The following is a 14,762-nucleotide window of genomic DNA, read 5'->3' as shown; positions in this document are numbered from 1 at the left end:
TCTCTCGCCATTGGCTGCGCTAAATGCCGCGATACGGACGCGCCTCTAGCGGTCGTCCCCGCTACCCTGAGACGCGATGCCGCCGAAGGTATTGGCCATCGCGCAGTCGCCGCTGGCCGGTGCTTGCGCCAGCCAGCGTTCCAACGCAGTGCCCGGCGCGGCGCCGGGTCCGCGTTGCAGCATCTGCAAGGCCCGTGCATCCTGCTCGGCGCTCAGTTCCTGCAGCGGCTGAAATCGCTCGCCGCTCCAGGCCGCGATGGCGAGCCCATCCTGGAACAGCACCCGATTGCCCGGCACCCGTGCGATGCGCTCGCCCGGCAGCACGCTGCCCAGCAGATTGCTCGGATCGCTGGCGCTGACGCAGATCCAACACCCGTCCAGCGGCTGACCACGCACCCGGCGCAGCGCGACGATCGCAGCGGGCAACGCGAACTGCTCGCCGGACAGCCCAGCGATAAAACGCCCGCCGCGAATTTCGCCACGCGCTTCCAGCCGTTGATACATCCGCAGCAATTCGCGCCACGGCGGCAACCACCCGGCCTCGCGTTCGAGCAGCCGCCAGCACACCACGCCATAGCGCCGCAGCAACGTGCGCGCGACGTGTTCGAGTGTGTCTTGATGGCGCTCGCCGGCTTCGGCAAGCGGCAAGTCGGGCAACGCACGCACCGGTGCCCAGCGGCCCGCATCGCGAATACCCAGCGCACTTGCGCGGCGACGGTGCCGCGACAGCGCCGACGGGCGCTTGGACGCCGGCACCAGCAGCGCGCGCAGGCCGGCATAGCTGTCGCAATGCGCACGGCCGCGCATCACCAGCTCGCTCAATGCATCTTCCAACTCGGTATTCATCAGGTGCGCGGCGTCGGCAATTTCGTCGAAGAACAACGCACCTTGCTGCTGCAGGACCTGCATGACACGTTCGGCACGCGAACCCAACGGTGCGTCGTCCGCATCGCGCGCCAGTGCGCTCCAGCGCTGCGCTTCGCGCCGTGGCAGCAGCACGATCGGCGTGCTGCGTAGTGCAGCACCGCTCCGCCCACCACCCGGCCGCAAGCGTGCCCAGAGCGTGCGACCAGCGGTGCATAACTCGTCCAGCCAGGCCGGCTGATAGTCGCGCATACGCGCCGGCAACAACTCGCTCTCCCACAGCACCGCAGGCGCCTCAAAACCTTCGAGCTGCCCGACCACACTGGCCAGTGCGCCCGGCCCGGCCACGCGGCTGCTGCTGTCCACGTGCTGCCACTCGAACAGGAAGCGCGCGTAATCGCGCTGCGACACCGGCTCGATCTCGCGGCGCAATCGCCCCAGCGTATAGCGATGGATGCGGGCCAGCAGGTGACGCTCGCACCATTCTTCCGCCTGTGCGTGCGCACCGAACTGTCCGGTCATGACGTAACCCTCGCGCTGCAAGGCCGCCAGCGCCAGCGCGATCTCTGCTTCCGGCACCTGCAACGCGTGAGACAACGCCGACACGTGTGCCGGGCCCACGGCGGACAAGTGCCCGCGCAGCAGTTCGCGCACCGCCCAGTCGCGCTCCCAATCGACAACGCGGCAATCGTCCGGCGCCTGCAACGGCGGCTGCGCAGCCGCTTCTGGATACAGCGGTAGAAACCAATCGATGCGCTCGGCGCTGATCCACAGCGTCGGACTGCCGCGCAAGGCAATGCAGGTGGCACGACCAGCCGCAGCCAGCGCGGACAACCAGGCCTGCCACTGCGCGTCGGTGGTTTCTTCGACTGGCAGCACACCGAGCTCTACCAACGCCTCGTGCATTTCTTCGGCATCGCGCGGCTGCGGCCAGGCTTCCTCGCGCACTGCCGCGATGGCCTGCGGATCGAGCTGGCCCAGGTCGTCGCTGGTCTGCGGCGTATAACGTCGACTTTGCACGGCCTGGGTCCGGCGTTCTTCCAATGGTGCATCGTCGAGAAATGCGTAGGGACGCGCATTCAGGGCTTCGGCTGCCAGAGGAGACGGTGCGGCCAGATCGCGCGCAATCAGCGCGACCGCACCCGATTCCAGCCCGCGCAACACCTGCAACCAGCCTTCGCTGTCCATGGCGTGATGCAGACAGTCTTCCAGCGTCTGCGCCACCAACGGGTGGTCGGGCACTTCGCGTTCGCCGACCAGATTCTCTGCGCAGGCGACCTGATCCGGAAACACCGTGGCCAGCAGATCCTCCGACTTCATCCGCTGCAACTGCGGCGCCACCTTGTTGCCGCCACTGAAGCGCGGCAGCGCCATCGCATTGGTCGCGTTCCAGCGCCAACGCACGCCGAACAAGGGCGCATCCAGCAATGCCTGGATCAACACATGCCCGGCCGATGACGAATGCAGGTAACGGCCAACTTCCTCCAGCGCAAAACTATGACTGGTGGACAGCGACAGCACGATCGCATCTTCGGTGGCTGCAGCCTGCAATTCGAAATTGAAGGTGCGGCAAAAGCGCTTGCGCAATGCCAGCCCCCATGCGCGATTGATACGGCTGCCGTACGGCGAATGGATCACCAACTGGGTACCGCCGCTGGCATCGAAAAAACGCTCCATCACCAGACACTGTTGGGTAGGCATCGCGCCCAGTGCGGCGCATGCGTTGGCCAGATAGTCCACCAGTTGCCGCGCCGCTTCGGCGGACATCTCCAGCTCCTCCTGCAGCCAATTGCAGGCCGCCTGATGTGGCGCGGTGTCCAGCCGCGCGGCAAGTTCGCCACGCAGGCGCGACACCGCCGCCGACAGTTCGTCGCTACGGCCCGGTGCTTCGCCCAGCCAGAAGGGAATATTCGGCGGTGCGCCCTTGGCATCTTCCACACGCACGCGCCCGGCCTCAACGCGCAGGATGCGGTAGCTCGCGTTGCCGAGTTGGAACACATCGCCGGTAAGACTTTCGACGGCAAAATCCTCGTTCACCGTGCCGATCTTTTCGGCCTGCGGTTCCAGCACCACGCTGTAGTCGCCGGTTTCGGGAATGGTGCCGCCGGAGGTCAGTGCGGTCATGCGCGCACCGCGGCGTGCATGCAGGCGCCGATGCACCGCATCGCGATGCAGATACCCGGCGCGCGGACCTAGCCGCGTGCTGAAGCCATCGCACAGCATGCGCACCACACTATCGAAGGTGGCGCGGCTCAACCCGGCAAACGGCCACGCACGCCGCATCAGTGCAAACAGCGCATCTTCGTCCCAGTCTTCGCACGCGGCTTCGGCCACGATTTGCTGCGCCAACACGTCCACCGGTGCCAACGGGATGCGCAAGGCATCCAGCTCGCCGCGGCGGATGCTATCCAGCAGCGCAGCGCATTCGACCAGTTCGTCGCGGGTCTGCGGAAACAGACGCGCCTTTGGCGTGCCGCCAACCTTGTGCCCGGAACGCCCGGCGCGTTGCAGGAAGGTGGCGATCGAACGCGGCGAACCGAGCTGGCACACCAGGTCCACATCGCCGATATCCAGGCCGAGTTCCAGCGATGCGGTGGCCACCAGCACGGTGAGGTCGCCAGCCTTGAGACGTTGCTCGGCCAGCAGACGCGTTTCGCGCGACAGGCTGCCGTGATGCGCCGCCACGCGCTGCTTGCCGAGCAGATCTCCCAGGTGTCGCGCCGCACGCTCGGCCATGCGCCGCGTATTGACGAACACCAGCGTGGTGCGATGCTGCTGCGCGAGTGCGGCCACGTCGGCATAGACCTGCAGCCATTGGTCGTTGGACATCACCACGCTCAGCGGCGTGGGCGGTAACGCCAACGCCAGATCGCGTTCACGCGTGTAGCCGATATCGACGATCTCGCAGGGCGGCGGTACGCCGTCTTCGTCAACGCCAACCAGAAAGTGCGCGACGGTTTCGATGGGTTTCTGGGTCGCCGACAAACCGACCCGCGTGATCGGCTGGTCGGCAAGCCGCTGCAGCCGCTCCAACGTCAGGCTCAGATGGCTGCCACGCTTGTCCGCCGCCACCGCATGGATTTCATCGACGATGACCGTGCGCACATGCCGCAACGCACTGCGCCCGGATGCCGAGCCCAGCAGCACGTACAACGACTCCGGCGTGGTCACCAGGATGTGCGGCGGCACCCGCCGCGCCTGAGCCCGCTCGCGTTGCGGCGTGTCGCCGGTGCGTACCGCCGTGCGCACTGCCACATCCGGCAGGCCTTCGGCGGCCAGGGCCGCCCGGATGCCCTGCAGCGGAGCCTCCAGATTGAGATGGATGTCATTGGACAGCGCCTTCAGCGGTGACACATACACCACGCGCGTCTGGTCGGGCAGCGCCCCGCCGTTGTCCAGCCCGTCACGGATCAGCGCATCGATCGCCGCAAGGAACGCGGTGAGCGTCTTGCCCGACCCGGTGGGTGCCGCCACCAGCGTATGCCGGCCGGCCTGGATCGCCGGCCACGCAGCCACCTGCGCCGGCGTGGGCGCAGCGAAGGTCTGCGCGAACCACGCAGCGACCACGGGATGGAAATGCTGCAGAACAGGATGCATGGGCGATGTCAGCCGCGAATGGCCAGCCTGGACGACCAGCCGGATGGGGTCAACGAAGCAACGATATCTGTGAGGTGGCGCCGCTGTGGCACCGATGCAAGCCGCCATCTGCAAGGCTGGTGAATGGATTCACCGGCGTTCACGGCACTCGCAGGTGGACTCCCTACCCTGCATCACTCCCCAGGCAACCCGAAAGGTGGAAGCATCATGAAGGCGAGCGGCAATACCATTCTGGTCACGGGCGGCGGCTCCGGGATCGGGCGGGCGCTGGCACAGCGCTGGCACGCTGCGGGCAACCGCGTGATCGTTGCGGGGCGGCGCCGTGCCGCGCTGGAAGCCACCGCAACCGATCATGCCGGCATGCACGTGCGCGAGCTGGACATCGCCGATCCCCATGCTGTTGCGGCCTTCGTGCGCGATCTGCTCGACGCGTTCCCCGACCTCAATGTGCTGGTCAACAACGCAGGCGCCTATGCAGGCGAGGATCCGCGCCGCAAGCGCGACCTGGCAGATGCCGAACGCATGATCGTCACCAACGTCCTGGGCCCCATCCGGTTGACCGACGCGTTGATCGAGCATCTGCGCACGCAACCGGATGCGGCCATCCTCAACGTGTCCTCCGGGACGGCCTTCGTGCCCTATCCGGCCGCACCTACCTACAGCGCCAGCAAGGCGGCCCTGCATTCCTACACCGCCGCGCTGCGGCCGCTGCTGCAGGGACAGGTCGAAGTGATCGAGATCGTGCCGCCCCAGGTCCAGACAGAGCTGACGCCCGGTCAGTCGCAGGACCCGAACTCCATGCCGCTGGACGCATTCGCCGATGAAGTGCTGGCGCTGCTGCATCCCGACCCTGAAAGCGCGCGCTCGCCTGCCGAAGTCTGCGTCAGCCGGGTTCGCCCCTTCCGCGATGCCGAGCGTCACGGCCAGTTCGAAGCGACGCTGGCGATGATGGTGGCGCACCTGTCAGCAGACTGAAAACCTCACACTGAAGCATGCACACAGCACGCGCATCGAGGCCACAAACAGCCATGCGATTGTCGGGCAGACGCCACCGTGGCACATTGGCGGCATGCCCAGCCTCATCCTCTTCATGATTGCCGGCGCCGCGCTGTTCGCGTTCTGGAACTCCTCGCGTGCCGCAGCCGAACGCGCCGAGATCCTCGGCCGCAATGCCTGCCGTGCGGCCGATGTGCAGTGGCTGGACCAGAGCGTGCACTCCACCAATCTGCGCGTCTGCAGACTGCCCACTGGATGGCTTGGCTTCGAGCGCACGTTCCGCTTCGAGTATTCCTACGATGGCGCCGATCGCCACAGCGGCAAGCTGGTGCTGCGTGGCGATCAGTTGATTGCGTTCACCGGGCCGCAGGTGGCCACCGTGCGGGCGCTGCATCCGGAGCAGCAGCGACTGGAATGACGGGGAGTGCCGGGCAACGCGTGTCGCGCTCACGTCCTGAGGCCTGCGCCCGACAGCGATCACGTGACAGCTGGAACCGAACGCGCACCGGTCGCCGATCGGCCGGGCCCCGCCACGCAGCCTCACTCAGCGCGAAGCGTGACCGCATGCGGTCGGAGGCGGTGACGGACGCGATGCGCTTGGCAGGCACTCCACATCGAACCAGCTCACCGCTCCAGCGCGGAATCCAAGGGCACCGGCTCATAGCCATTGCCCCTGCCACTTAGCCAGCGTATTTCCAGCTTGCCCTCCCGACGCAGATACGCCTGTGCGCGTTTGCATAGCGGACGAGCAAGATCGGCAGGTTGCAACGGTCGCGGCTTGCCGGCCACTTCGATAGTGAGAAAATGCACTTCAGCAGGTGTGTCGGTGTAGCTGCGCGCAACAAGGGACGTCGCAGCATCGATGAAGCGATAGATGTCGTATTCGTAATAGTCATCGTACATGCCGGACGCATCCGGCTCGCCGCAATCGACATGACGAACGCGCTCCACCTGCATCGGAACGCCTTCGTCGTGCATGTCGGCAACGCCTACTTGACCACGCGCAGGTGCGGGCGCTTGCCCCCGCTGGGCGGCTCGTCCGGCGTCGGCACGCTCGGCGGCGGTGCGCCTGGATCCGGCGGCTCGCTGCTGGTACCGGGAATGTCGTCCGGCAACGCCATGCCCTGCCCGGTCTCGCGCGCGTACACAGCCAGCACGGCCGCCATCGGCACCATCACCGGGTGGCTCACACCACCAAAGCGCGCGCTAAAGCTCACGCTCTCGTTGTCGACCTGCAGGCCAACCACCGCGCGCTCGGCGATATTCAACACGACGCGACCGTCCTTGACGGCACTGGCGGGGACCTGCACACCGGGCAGGCTTGCATCCACCAAAACGTGCGGCGTCATGCCGTTGTCGTTGATCCATTCAACCAAGGCCCGCAACAGGTACGGGCGATGGCTGGTCATGCGGGGGAAATCTTCGCTCATAGCGTCATTTTACCCGCACACGACCCGCAACGGCGGCTGCGCGATGGGGCGTCGGTCTGTTGGCATACAGCCGTCGCATCAGCCCGGCAGATCGCGCAGCTTCTTCTCCTGATCGGTCAGGCTGCGGATGAAACCGGGATTGCGGAAAATGCGGTTGCCGTAATCCTCGATCACCTTGCCATCCTTGGGCAGGCTGATCTCCAGGGCGTCCAGTCGCCAGATGATCGGCGCCATTGCGCAATCGGCCAGACTCATTTCCGGATTGAGGAAGAACTTGCTGGCTTTGAACAACGGCACCGATGCGGTGAGCAGTTCCTTCAGGCGCTTGCGGCCGGCCTCGGCCTGCGTCTTGTTGCCGAGCTGGATCGCCTGTACCTGCGGCACCCAGTCATGCTCGATGCGCAACATCGCCAGGCGCAACCGCGCGCGAGAGAGCGGGTCGACCGGCATCAGCGGCGGATGCGGATAGCGCTCGTCCAGGTATTCGCTGACCACCGACGCGGCGTACAGCACCAGGTCGCGTTCGACCAGCGTCGGCACCGAATGATAGGGATTGAGATCGATCAGATCTTCGGGAGGATTTTGCGGGTCGACCGGCACCAGGTCGTAGGTCACCCCTTTCGCCGCCAGGACCAGACGGACCCGGTGGCACAACACGTCGTCGTTGGACGAAAACAAAGTCAAGGTATTCCGCATACGCACACTCGTCGCCATTCAAGGCTCTCCGACGACCGGAATCCGCCGGCCGCATCGGCGCGGCCGGCCCAACGCCGACAGTCACCACGGTCTATCGAGTGTGCAATCACGTCACGCAAAAGCCAAGAGTGATAGGCCTTATTAACGTTCCGATAAGGCGGTTATTGCGCTGTTACACGGAAAATAGGTGCCGTGTGGGTGCTACAACAATGTCACGGGACTCGAAACTGGTGGCCTCAACCGAGGCACTCCTGGCTTGCCGCCACTCACCACACCCCCTCTCCCGACGAGAGGGGGTACGCGCTCTCCCGCTCGGAAGAGGCTCAGCATACGGTGACGTTGCAAGACACACTGCAGATACCTGCCCTGGACTGCATTTGTTCGCTATTGCAACCAATGACGGCTCAAGCAGCGCTCAATGCACATCCTTCCAATATTCCTTCTTCAGCAGGTACGCCAGGAAGGTGAGCAGCGCCAGGAACAGCACCACCCACACGCCCATGCTCTGGCGTTTCAGTGCGGCCGGCTCGCCGGCGTACTCGAGGAAGTTGGCGATGTCGCGCACGGTCTGATCGAACTCCACCGGCGTTTGGCGCCCCGGCTGCCCAAGCTTCAACGCCTCTACTGGCTTGTCGCCAGTGGCCTTGTCGGGCTGGCCGAATTGCGCCTGCTGCAAGCCTTGCAACTCCCACAGCGGGTTGGGCATGGATGCGTTCGGGAACAACTTGTTGTTCCAGCCCAGCGGGCGGGTCTGATCCAGATAGAACGACTTGAGGTAGGTATAGACCCAGTCGGTGCCGCGCACGCGCGCGATCAACGTCAGATCCGGCGGCGCCTTGCCAAACCACTTGGTCGCCGCATCGTGCGGCATGGTGCCTTCGATGTGTTCGCCGACTTTGGCACCGGTGAAGTTGAGGTTGGTCATGACCTCTTCTTCGCTCAAGCCCAAATCGCTGGCCATGCGCGAATAACGCAGGTATTTCAGCGAATGGCAGCCGGAGCAGTAATTCATGAACAACTGCGCGCCGCGTTGCAGCGAAGCGCGGTCGCTCAGGTCATTGCCTGCGTGCTGCACTGCCCCGCCCTCGGCCGCCATTGCGCCACCGGCTGCAATCAACAGGCCGCAGAGCAAGGCGACCACGCGCGATTTCCATGACGTCACGGTGGAGTTAGTCATGGACGGTCACCCGTTCCGGAACCGGCTTGGTTTTGTCCAGCCGCGTCCACACCGGCATGGTGATGAAGAAGGCGAAGTAGAGGAAGGTCAGTACGCGCCCGACATAGGTTTCGTGCGCGTCGGTACCGGGACCGGAACCAATCACGCCCAACCACACGAAGCACACCACCAGCACACCCAAGGCCACCTTGGAAATCCAGCCGCGGTAGCGCACCGACCGCACTTTGGCGCGATCCAGCCAGGGCACCATGAACAGGATCGCGATGGCCGAGAACATCACCAGCACGCCACCGAGCTTGTTAGGCACCACCCGCAACATCGCGTAATACGGCGTGTAGTACCACACCGGCTTGATGTGCTCCGGCGTCACCAGGCGGTTGGCCTCGGTGAAGTTGTCGTGCTCCAGGAACAGGCCACCGAACGCCGGCGCGAAGAAGATGATGAAGGCCGCGATCAGCAGCAGGAATCCGACACCGACCAGATCCTTGACCGTGTAATACGGATGGAACGGAATGCCATCGGCTGGCTTGTGCGCATCCCAACGATTGCCCTTGGGACCCTTCTTGATCTCCACACCGTCCGGATTATTCGAACCCACTTCGTGCAACGCGCCGATATGCAGCACGATCAACAGCAGCAGCACCAGTGGCAGTGCGATCACGTGCAGCGCGAAGAAGCGGTTGAGCGTTGCATCGCCGGGCAGGTAGTCGCCCATGATCCATTCGGTCAGCCCATTGCCGATCACCGGAATGGCGCCGAACAGCGAGATGATCACCTTCGCGCCCCAGAACGACATCTGCCCCCACGGCAGCACGTAGCCCATGAAGGCTTCGGCCATCAGCACCAGGTAGATCAGCATGCCGAGAATCCACACCAACTCGCGCGGCTTCTGGTAACTGCCGTACATCAACCCGCGGAACATGTGCAGGTACACCACAATGAAGAACAGCGACGCGCCGGTACTGTGCATGTAGCGGATCAGCCAGCCCCACTCCACGTCGCGCATGATGTATTCGATCGAAGCGAATGCATCGGCGGCGCTGGTCTTGTAGTGCATCGTCAGGAAGATGCCGGTGACGATCTGATTCACCAGCACCACGATGGCCAGCGAGCCAAAGTAGTACCAGAGGTTGAAGTTCTTCGGCGCGTAGTACTCGCTGATGTGCTTGCGGTACATGGGCATCAGCCCGGGCGCACGCTCGTTGACCCAATCGAAGACGCCGTTGGCGGTACGGACCAGAACATTGCTCATCAGGCAGCCCCCGTGCTTTTGGCCGACGTACCGGCATTGTCAGGATCGACGCCGATCACCAAGGTGTTGTCGTCTACATAGTGGTGTGGGGGCACCAGTAGATTGATCGGTGCCGGCACGCCGTCGAAGACGCGCCCGGACATGTCGAACCGCGACTTGTGACAAGGGCAGAAATAACCGCCCTTCCACTGCGGGTCATAGGGCTCGGGGCGGATCTCGGCGACCATCTCCGGCGAGCAACCCAGATGCGTACATAGCCCGACCAGCACCGAGATGTCGGACTTGATCGAGCGGTATTCCGGATTTTTCAGCACGTACTCCGGCTGCTGATCCTTGTTCTCGGACTTGGGGTCCTTGAGCCGGTCGTCCAGCGACGGGAGTGCGTCAAGCATGGCTTTGGAGCGCTTCACGATCCAGATTGGCTGACCGCGCCATTCAAGGACCATGCGCTGGCCTTCCTGCAAGGCGCTGATGTCGGCGGTTACCGGTGCGCCGGCCAACTTGGCACGTGCACTGGGATTCCACGACTTCACGAACGGAACTGCGACGAATCCTGCTCCGACCGCACCGACCACGGCCGTTGTCGCGGTTAAAAACCGACGACGCCCGATATCAGCAGGTGCGTTAACCCCATCGTTGGCCATCCGGCTCTCCGATCTTGATTAGGTAGCGTGAGGCTGCCAACGGCTGGCGGGGGGTCCAGCCGCGATGAATCGACCGCAGTGTAGCGGAACGCTTAATGCACAGACAACGCAATGTACGCAGTCGGACCCATGCGATGCAACGGTCGATGCAGAGGAGCGCCGATCATGTGGAGCGCAGAGCGCGCGGAAGGTGGGTTCGGCGGTGACGCAGTGCCGGTGCATCGCCTGCAACGGCAATGCACGCGTGCGATTGATCCGTGGGCATGATGCAAGCGCAGCAAACGATCGCTCACGATTCGCCGTGGGCACTTGCAACGCCTATGGCCAAGACAGAAAGCAATCCGCCCTACCGCAGTCTGCGCAGCGCTCTGCCGAGCATCACCAAGAGTGGCTAAGGAATGTAGCCAGCAATCGTCGACTCGCCCTGCAGCGCGTAGGAGCGGCGGTGCGCGCGACATGGCGCCCGAGCACCCGTTGCGCTCGCCTGGCGCACGGCCGCACAGTCGTTTTGTTCGCCGCCTTAATTGGCTGCAGTCACCTGGCCACGATAGCGGCCGGCCAATACACCCACACGTTGCACATACCGCTGGGTCTCGCTATACGGCGGCACACCGCCATAACGGTCGACTGCGCCCTCGCCTGCGTTGTAGCCGGCAGCAGCCAGGGTGAGGTCGCCATTGAAGCGCTTCAGCAGCCAGGACAGATACTGCACACCGCCGCGAATATTTTGCGTTGCATCATAGGCGTCGCTGACGCCGAAGCGGCGTGCCGTCCCCGGCATCAACTGCATCAGGCCTTGCGCACCGGCGCGACTGAGCGCAAGCGGGTTGTAGGCCGATTCGGCGTGGATGATCGCACGCACGATCGATTCCTCCACCCCGAACTCGCGCGCCGCCGCAGCGATTTCCTGCTGATACGCGCTGGTATTGAGGCGGATCGCACCGAAATTGACGCCGGGCCTGGCACCGCAGGCGTAGCAGGTTTCGATAAAGCTGTAATGGATGGTGCGCAGGCCTTCGATGCTGGCGACCTGGCGCGGACGGGCACTGGTGTAGTGGCGCACACCGTCCTTCATATACGAATACACCTGCCCACTGATCACCCGGCGCGGGTTGACCGCTGCCGCTGGCGGGGGCACGACCGAGGTGGCCGATACCGGCAACGCACGCGGCGCCAGCGCCGAAGCGACCTCGGCAGCATGGCGTGGCGGCTGGGTGACCGGTTGGCTGATGAGAGTGGCCGGCGCGCCGCTGTCGATATTTGCCATGCTGGGCGCGGGGCTGGTGGGCGGGCGCGCCGCCGAAGCGGTGGACGCAGGGCTGCGACGGGCCGACCGATCCGGCGTGTAGCTGCTGATAACGCTGCAGGTCGCGCCGCTCTGGCGCTTGCTCAGATAGCTGGTGATACCGTCGCCGCTGACGCACTTGTACAGCGTGCCGGCGCTGACCGGCGCAGCCGACAACGTGACAAGCATCAGCCCCAGCACTCTTGACATCCCCTTCATGTGGCGCAGTGTCCCAGCTTGCCCAGGGCTTGCCAAGTGTCGGCCAGCGTGAGAGCAGCCAACAGCACGACTGCGCAGCCGCCAGGCGGACGCGGCCGGCCGGTGCTCGGGATCGGCATCTAGCACGCAGACACTCCGGTCCCTGCCCGCCGCCCATGCCCACCTGCGACCGTTCGCTACGCGTTGTTCGCCGTTCCTACTACGGCAGCCGGTCTAGTTGCCCGCGCAACGCGTTCAGCGCCTGGGTCAGCGCGGTACGCGCTTGGGCCGGCGCAATCGCGTCGAACGGCAGGTCCGGCAGCAACAAGTTGGCCGCCAATGCGGGCATGCTCGGCGCACCAAGGCCCAGCCAGCAGTGCGCGTGGCCGTCCGCCTCCAAAGCGCCCAGCCAAGGCGGGATGCGCGCTGTGCATGGCACCAGCGTGGTCACCGAACAGGGCGCCATCTATCAGTATCTGGCAGAGCTCTACCCAGAAGCCGGTTTGTCGCCCGCGCCAGGCGACGCCGACCGCGGCGCCTACCTGCGCTGGTTGGCATTCTATGGCTCGGCCTTCGAGCCGGCGATCATGGACCTTGCCCTCAAACGTGAGGCGCCACCGTGCTCGCTCTCGCCCTACGCAAGCGCCGACACCGTGTTGCAGGTGGTCTATGCGCAGCTGACAAAGGGTGATTACTTGCTCGGCGGGCGCTGCAGCGCGGCCGATGTGCTGTGGGGCGGCGCCTTGGCGTGGATGGTGGAATTTGGCCTGATCGACCCGCCCGCCCCCACTCGTGCCTCTATCGCCCGGATGGCTGCACGCCCGGCAGTGGCGCGTGCCCAGGCGGTCGATGCCCCCACCGGGGCGGACGCTGCCGGCGCAAGCGGGTAAACTGCGCGGCTCTCTTCTACCCGCCTGGAATAAGCGCCATGCCCGGGACATCCGTTTCCGACCTGTCCACGGCCACCGCCGTGGATGCACCCGCCCTGTTGCCGTTGCCCGTCGCCCGCCCGGCGGCGCCTGCCGTGGTGCGCGGCAAGCTGTATATCAAGACCCACGGGTGCCAGATGAACGAGTACGACTCGGCCAAGATGGCCGACGTGCTTGCCGCCTCCGAAGGTCTGGAGCTGACCGACAACCCGGAAGAAGCAGACGTGGTGCTGGTCAACACCTGCTCCATCCGCGAAAAGGCGCAGGAAAAGGTGTTCAGCCAGTTGGGGCGCTGGAAGGCACTGAAGGCCGGCGGCAAGCCGGTGATTATCGGCGTGGGCGGCTGCGTGGCTTCGCAGGAAGGCGAGGCCATCGTCAAGCGCGCGCCGTATGTGGATCTGGTGTTCGGCCCGCAGACGCTGCACCGGTTGCCAGAGCTGATCCGTGCAAGGCGCGAATCGGGCAAGTCGCAGGTCGACATCAGCTTCCCGGAGATCGAGAAATTCGACCGCCTGCCCGAGCCGCGTGCCGATGGCCCGTCAGCGTTCGTGTCGATCATGGAAGGCTGCTCCAAATACTGCTCGTTCTGCGTGGTGCCCTACACCCGCGGCGAAGAAGTCAGCCGGCCGTTCGAAGACGTGCTGGTGGAAGTGGCGCAATTGGCAGCGCAAGGCGTGCGCGAAATCAACCTGCTTGGCCAGAACGTCAACGCGTATCGCGGTGCGTACGGCGCCGATGCCGGCGACGCCGCGCAGTACGCCGATCTGGGCCTGCTGATCCGCACCATTGCGCAGATCGAAGGCATCGGCCGGATCCGTTTCACCACCTCGCATCCGTTGGAGTTTTCCGATTCCCTGGTGGATGCGTACCGCGATGTGCCGCAACTGGCCAACTATCTGCACCTGCCGGTGCAGGCCGGCAGCGACCGCATTCTGTCGGCGATGAAGCGTGGCTATACCGCACTGGAATTCAAATCCAAGATCCGCAAGCTGCGTGCGGTGCGGCCGGATATTTCGATCAGTTCGGATTTCATCGTCGGCTTCCCCGGCGAAACCGAAGCCGACTTCGAAAAGACCATGAAACTGATCGAAGACGTCGGCTTCGACCAGAGCTTCTCGTTCGTCTATTCGCGTCGCCCGGGCACCCCGGCGTCGGACCTGCAGGACGATACGCCGGAAGCGGTGAAGCAGGCGCGTCTTGCGCGTCTACAGGCGCACATCAGCGCGCATGCGGCGAGCATCTCGCAGTCGATGGTGGGCAGCGTGCAACGCGTGCTGGTGGAAGGCCCCTCGCGGCGCGACCCGAACGAATTGACCGGCAAGAGCGAAAACATGCGCCCGGTAAATTTCCCGGGCAACCCGCGTTTGATTGGGCAGTTTGTGGATGTATTGATCACCGAGGCGATGAGCAATTCGCTGCGTGGTCGCATTCAACTGGACGACAGCGCGCACTGATCGCGCGTGGGCGCCGCGCACTGCGGCGCACCTTCAAGCAGCGCGCCGACGCTCCGACGCGTGTCGCGCGCAATGGTCAAAATTTCACCACGCATCCGTAGCACCTTGCAGGGCAAGGCCTCGTCGCACTTACCCACAGGCTTTGCCGAATTCGATCCACATCCTGTGTGGACAACCCTGCCGGCACTGATGGTTTTTTCACCACCACCCTAGCGGGCCTTGCGCCAGTAGGCGCGACAA

The 14,762-nt window shown here is 64.7% G+C and carries 11 protein-coding genes and 2 pseudogenes; 4 read left to right on the top strand and 9 right to left on the bottom strand.

What is annotated here, in order from left to right; all coding sequences use genetic code 11:
* Window positions 1-45: 45 nt before the first annotated feature.
* Window positions 46-4,461 carry a DEAD/DEAH box helicase gene (locus XpruCFBP8353_RS14395; protein WP_243391120.1) on the bottom strand — a complete coding sequence of 1,472 codons (4,416 nt, stop codon included), beginning with the start codon at window positions 4,459-4,461 and terminating at the stop codon, window positions 46-48.
* 207 nt (window positions 4,462-4,668) lie between these two features.
* Here XpruCFBP8353_RS14395 and XpruCFBP8353_RS14390 point away from each other — a divergent pair, with 207 nt between their 5' ends.
* Together XpruCFBP8353_RS14390 and XpruCFBP8353_RS14385 are read left to right on the top strand one after the other, a co-directional pair.
* On the top strand, window positions 4,669-5,436 hold the full coding sequence (locus tag XpruCFBP8353_RS14390; RefSeq protein WP_101363831.1) for an SDR family oxidoreductase: 768 nt from the start codon (window positions 4,669-4,671) through the stop codon (window positions 5,434-5,436).
* A 94-nt stretch (window positions 5,437-5,530) separates the two neighbouring features.
* On the top strand, window positions 5,531-5,875 hold the full coding sequence (locus tag XpruCFBP8353_RS14385; RefSeq protein ID WP_101363830.1) for a DUF3301 domain-containing protein: 345 nt from the start codon (window positions 5,531-5,533) through the stop codon (window positions 5,873-5,875).
* 206 nt (window positions 5,876-6,081) lie between these two features.
* On the opposite strand, the gene XpruCFBP8353_RS14380 is transcribed toward XpruCFBP8353_RS14385, so the two are convergent.
* From XpruCFBP8353_RS14380 to XpruCFBP8353_RS14345, 8 genes and pseudogenes are all read right to left on the bottom strand, one after another.
* Window positions 6,082-6,414 carry a hypothetical protein gene (locus XpruCFBP8353_RS14380; RefSeq protein WP_101364010.1) on the bottom strand — a complete coding sequence of 111 codons (333 nt, stop codon included), beginning with the start codon at window positions 6,412-6,414 and terminating at the stop codon, window positions 6,082-6,084.
* 32 nt (window positions 6,415-6,446) lie between these two features.
* Window positions 6,447-6,887, bottom strand: a complete 441-nt coding sequence (locus tag XpruCFBP8353_RS14375) for a ClpXP protease specificity-enhancing factor (protein WP_101363829.1) — start codon at window positions 6,885-6,887, stop codon at window positions 6,447-6,449.
* A gap of 78 nt (window positions 6,888-6,965) precedes the next feature.
* Window positions 6,966-7,601 carry a glutathione S-transferase N-terminal domain-containing protein gene (locus XpruCFBP8353_RS14370; RefSeq protein WP_101363828.1) on the bottom strand — a complete coding sequence of 212 codons (636 nt, stop codon included), beginning with the start codon at window positions 7,599-7,601 and terminating at the stop codon, window positions 6,966-6,968.
* A gap of 397 nt (window positions 7,602-7,998) precedes the next feature.
* Complete coding sequence (locus XpruCFBP8353_RS14365) at window positions 7,999-8,760, bottom strand: cytochrome c1 (protein ID WP_162301056.1); 762 nt, start codon at window positions 8,758-8,760, stop codon at window positions 7,999-8,001.
* Window positions 8,753-10,012: a cytochrome b gene (locus tag XpruCFBP8353_RS14360; RefSeq protein WP_101363827.1), complete on the bottom strand. Its 1,260-nt coding sequence runs from the start codon at window positions 10,010-10,012 to the stop codon at window positions 8,753-8,755. The genes XpruCFBP8353_RS14365 and XpruCFBP8353_RS14360 overlap by 8 nt, the downstream gene beginning before the upstream one ends.
* Window positions 10,012-10,656: a ubiquinol-cytochrome c reductase iron-sulfur subunit gene (gene petA, locus XpruCFBP8353_RS14355; protein ID WP_101363826.1), complete on the bottom strand. Its 645-nt coding sequence runs from the start codon at window positions 10,654-10,656 to the stop codon at window positions 10,012-10,014. The genes XpruCFBP8353_RS14360 and petA overlap by 1 nt, the downstream gene beginning before the upstream one ends.
* A 520-nt stretch (window positions 10,657-11,176) precedes the next feature.
* A complete protein-coding gene (locus XpruCFBP8353_RS14350) occupies window positions 11,177-12,160 on the bottom strand; it encodes a lytic transglycosylase domain-containing protein (RefSeq protein ID WP_101363825.1) in 984 nt (327 codons plus the stop codon).
* Between the two features lie 199 nt (window positions 12,161-12,359).
* Window positions 12,360-12,569: pseudogene (locus tag XpruCFBP8353_RS14345) on the bottom strand (transcriptional regulator); the annotation flags it as partial.
* Between XpruCFBP8353_RS14345 and XpruCFBP8353_RS14340 the strand changes: the two are divergent.
* Window positions 12,568-13,029 (top strand): annotated as a pseudogene (locus XpruCFBP8353_RS14340) (glutathione S-transferase family protein); the annotation flags it as partial. The pseudogenes XpruCFBP8353_RS14345 and XpruCFBP8353_RS14340 sit on opposite strands and share 2 nt — an antisense overlap.
* Window positions 13,030-13,067: 38 nt before the next feature.
* Window positions 13,068-14,522 (top strand): tRNA (N6-isopentenyl adenosine(37)-C2)-methylthiotransferase MiaB, encoded by a 1,455-nt coding sequence (gene miaB, locus XpruCFBP8353_RS14335; protein ID WP_101363824.1) that lies wholly within the window; start codon window positions 13,068-13,070, stop codon window positions 14,520-14,522.
* Window positions 14,523-14,762 lie beyond the last annotated feature (240 nt).

The organism is Xanthomonas prunicola (assembly GCF_002846205.1).
GTDB lineage: Bacteria > Pseudomonadota > Gammaproteobacteria > Xanthomonadales > Xanthomonadaceae > Xanthomonas > Xanthomonas prunicola.
Note: the sequence above shows the minus strand (reverse complement) of the source record. Positions and strands in the feature narration are given on the sequence as shown.

Coding starts and splice junctions, on each gene's coding strand:
- XpruCFBP8353_RS14395 (WP_243391120.1), bottom strand. CDS start 4,461: ATGCATCCTGTTCTGCAGCATTTCCATCCCGTGGTCGCTGCGTGGTTC.
- XpruCFBP8353_RS14390 (WP_101363831.1), top strand. CDS start 4,669: ATGAAGGCGAGCGGCAATACCATTCTGGTCACGGGCGGCGGCTCCGGG.
- XpruCFBP8353_RS14385 (WP_101363830.1), top strand. CDS start 5,531: ATGCCCAGCCTCATCCTCTTCATGATTGCCGGCGCCGCGCTGTTCGCG.
- XpruCFBP8353_RS14380 (WP_101364010.1), bottom strand. CDS start 6,414: ATGCAGGTGGAGCGCGTTCGTCATGTCGATTGCGGCGAGCCGGATGCG.
- XpruCFBP8353_RS14375 (WP_101363829.1), bottom strand. CDS start 6,887: ATGAGCGAAGATTTCCCCCGCATGACCAGCCATCGCCCGTACCTGTTG.
- XpruCFBP8353_RS14370 (WP_101363828.1), bottom strand. CDS start 7,601: ATGGCGACGAGTGTGCGTATGCGGAATACCTTGACTTTGTTTTCGTCC.
- XpruCFBP8353_RS14365 (WP_162301056.1), bottom strand. CDS start 8,760: ATGACTAACTCCACCGTGACGTCATGGAAATCGCGCGTGGTCGCCTTG.
- XpruCFBP8353_RS14360 (WP_101363827.1), bottom strand. CDS start 10,012: ATGAGCAATGTTCTGGTCCGTACCGCCAACGGCGTCTTCGATTGGGTC.
- petA (WP_101363826.1), bottom strand. CDS start 10,656: ATGGCCAACGATGGGGTTAACGCACCTGCTGATATCGGGCGTCGTCGG.
- XpruCFBP8353_RS14350 (WP_101363825.1), bottom strand. CDS start 12,160: ATGAAGGGGATGTCAAGAGTGCTGGGGCTGATGCTTGTCACGTTGTCG.
- miaB (WP_101363824.1), top strand. CDS start 13,068: ATGCCCGGGACATCCGTTTCCGACCTGTCCACGGCCACCGCCGTGGAT.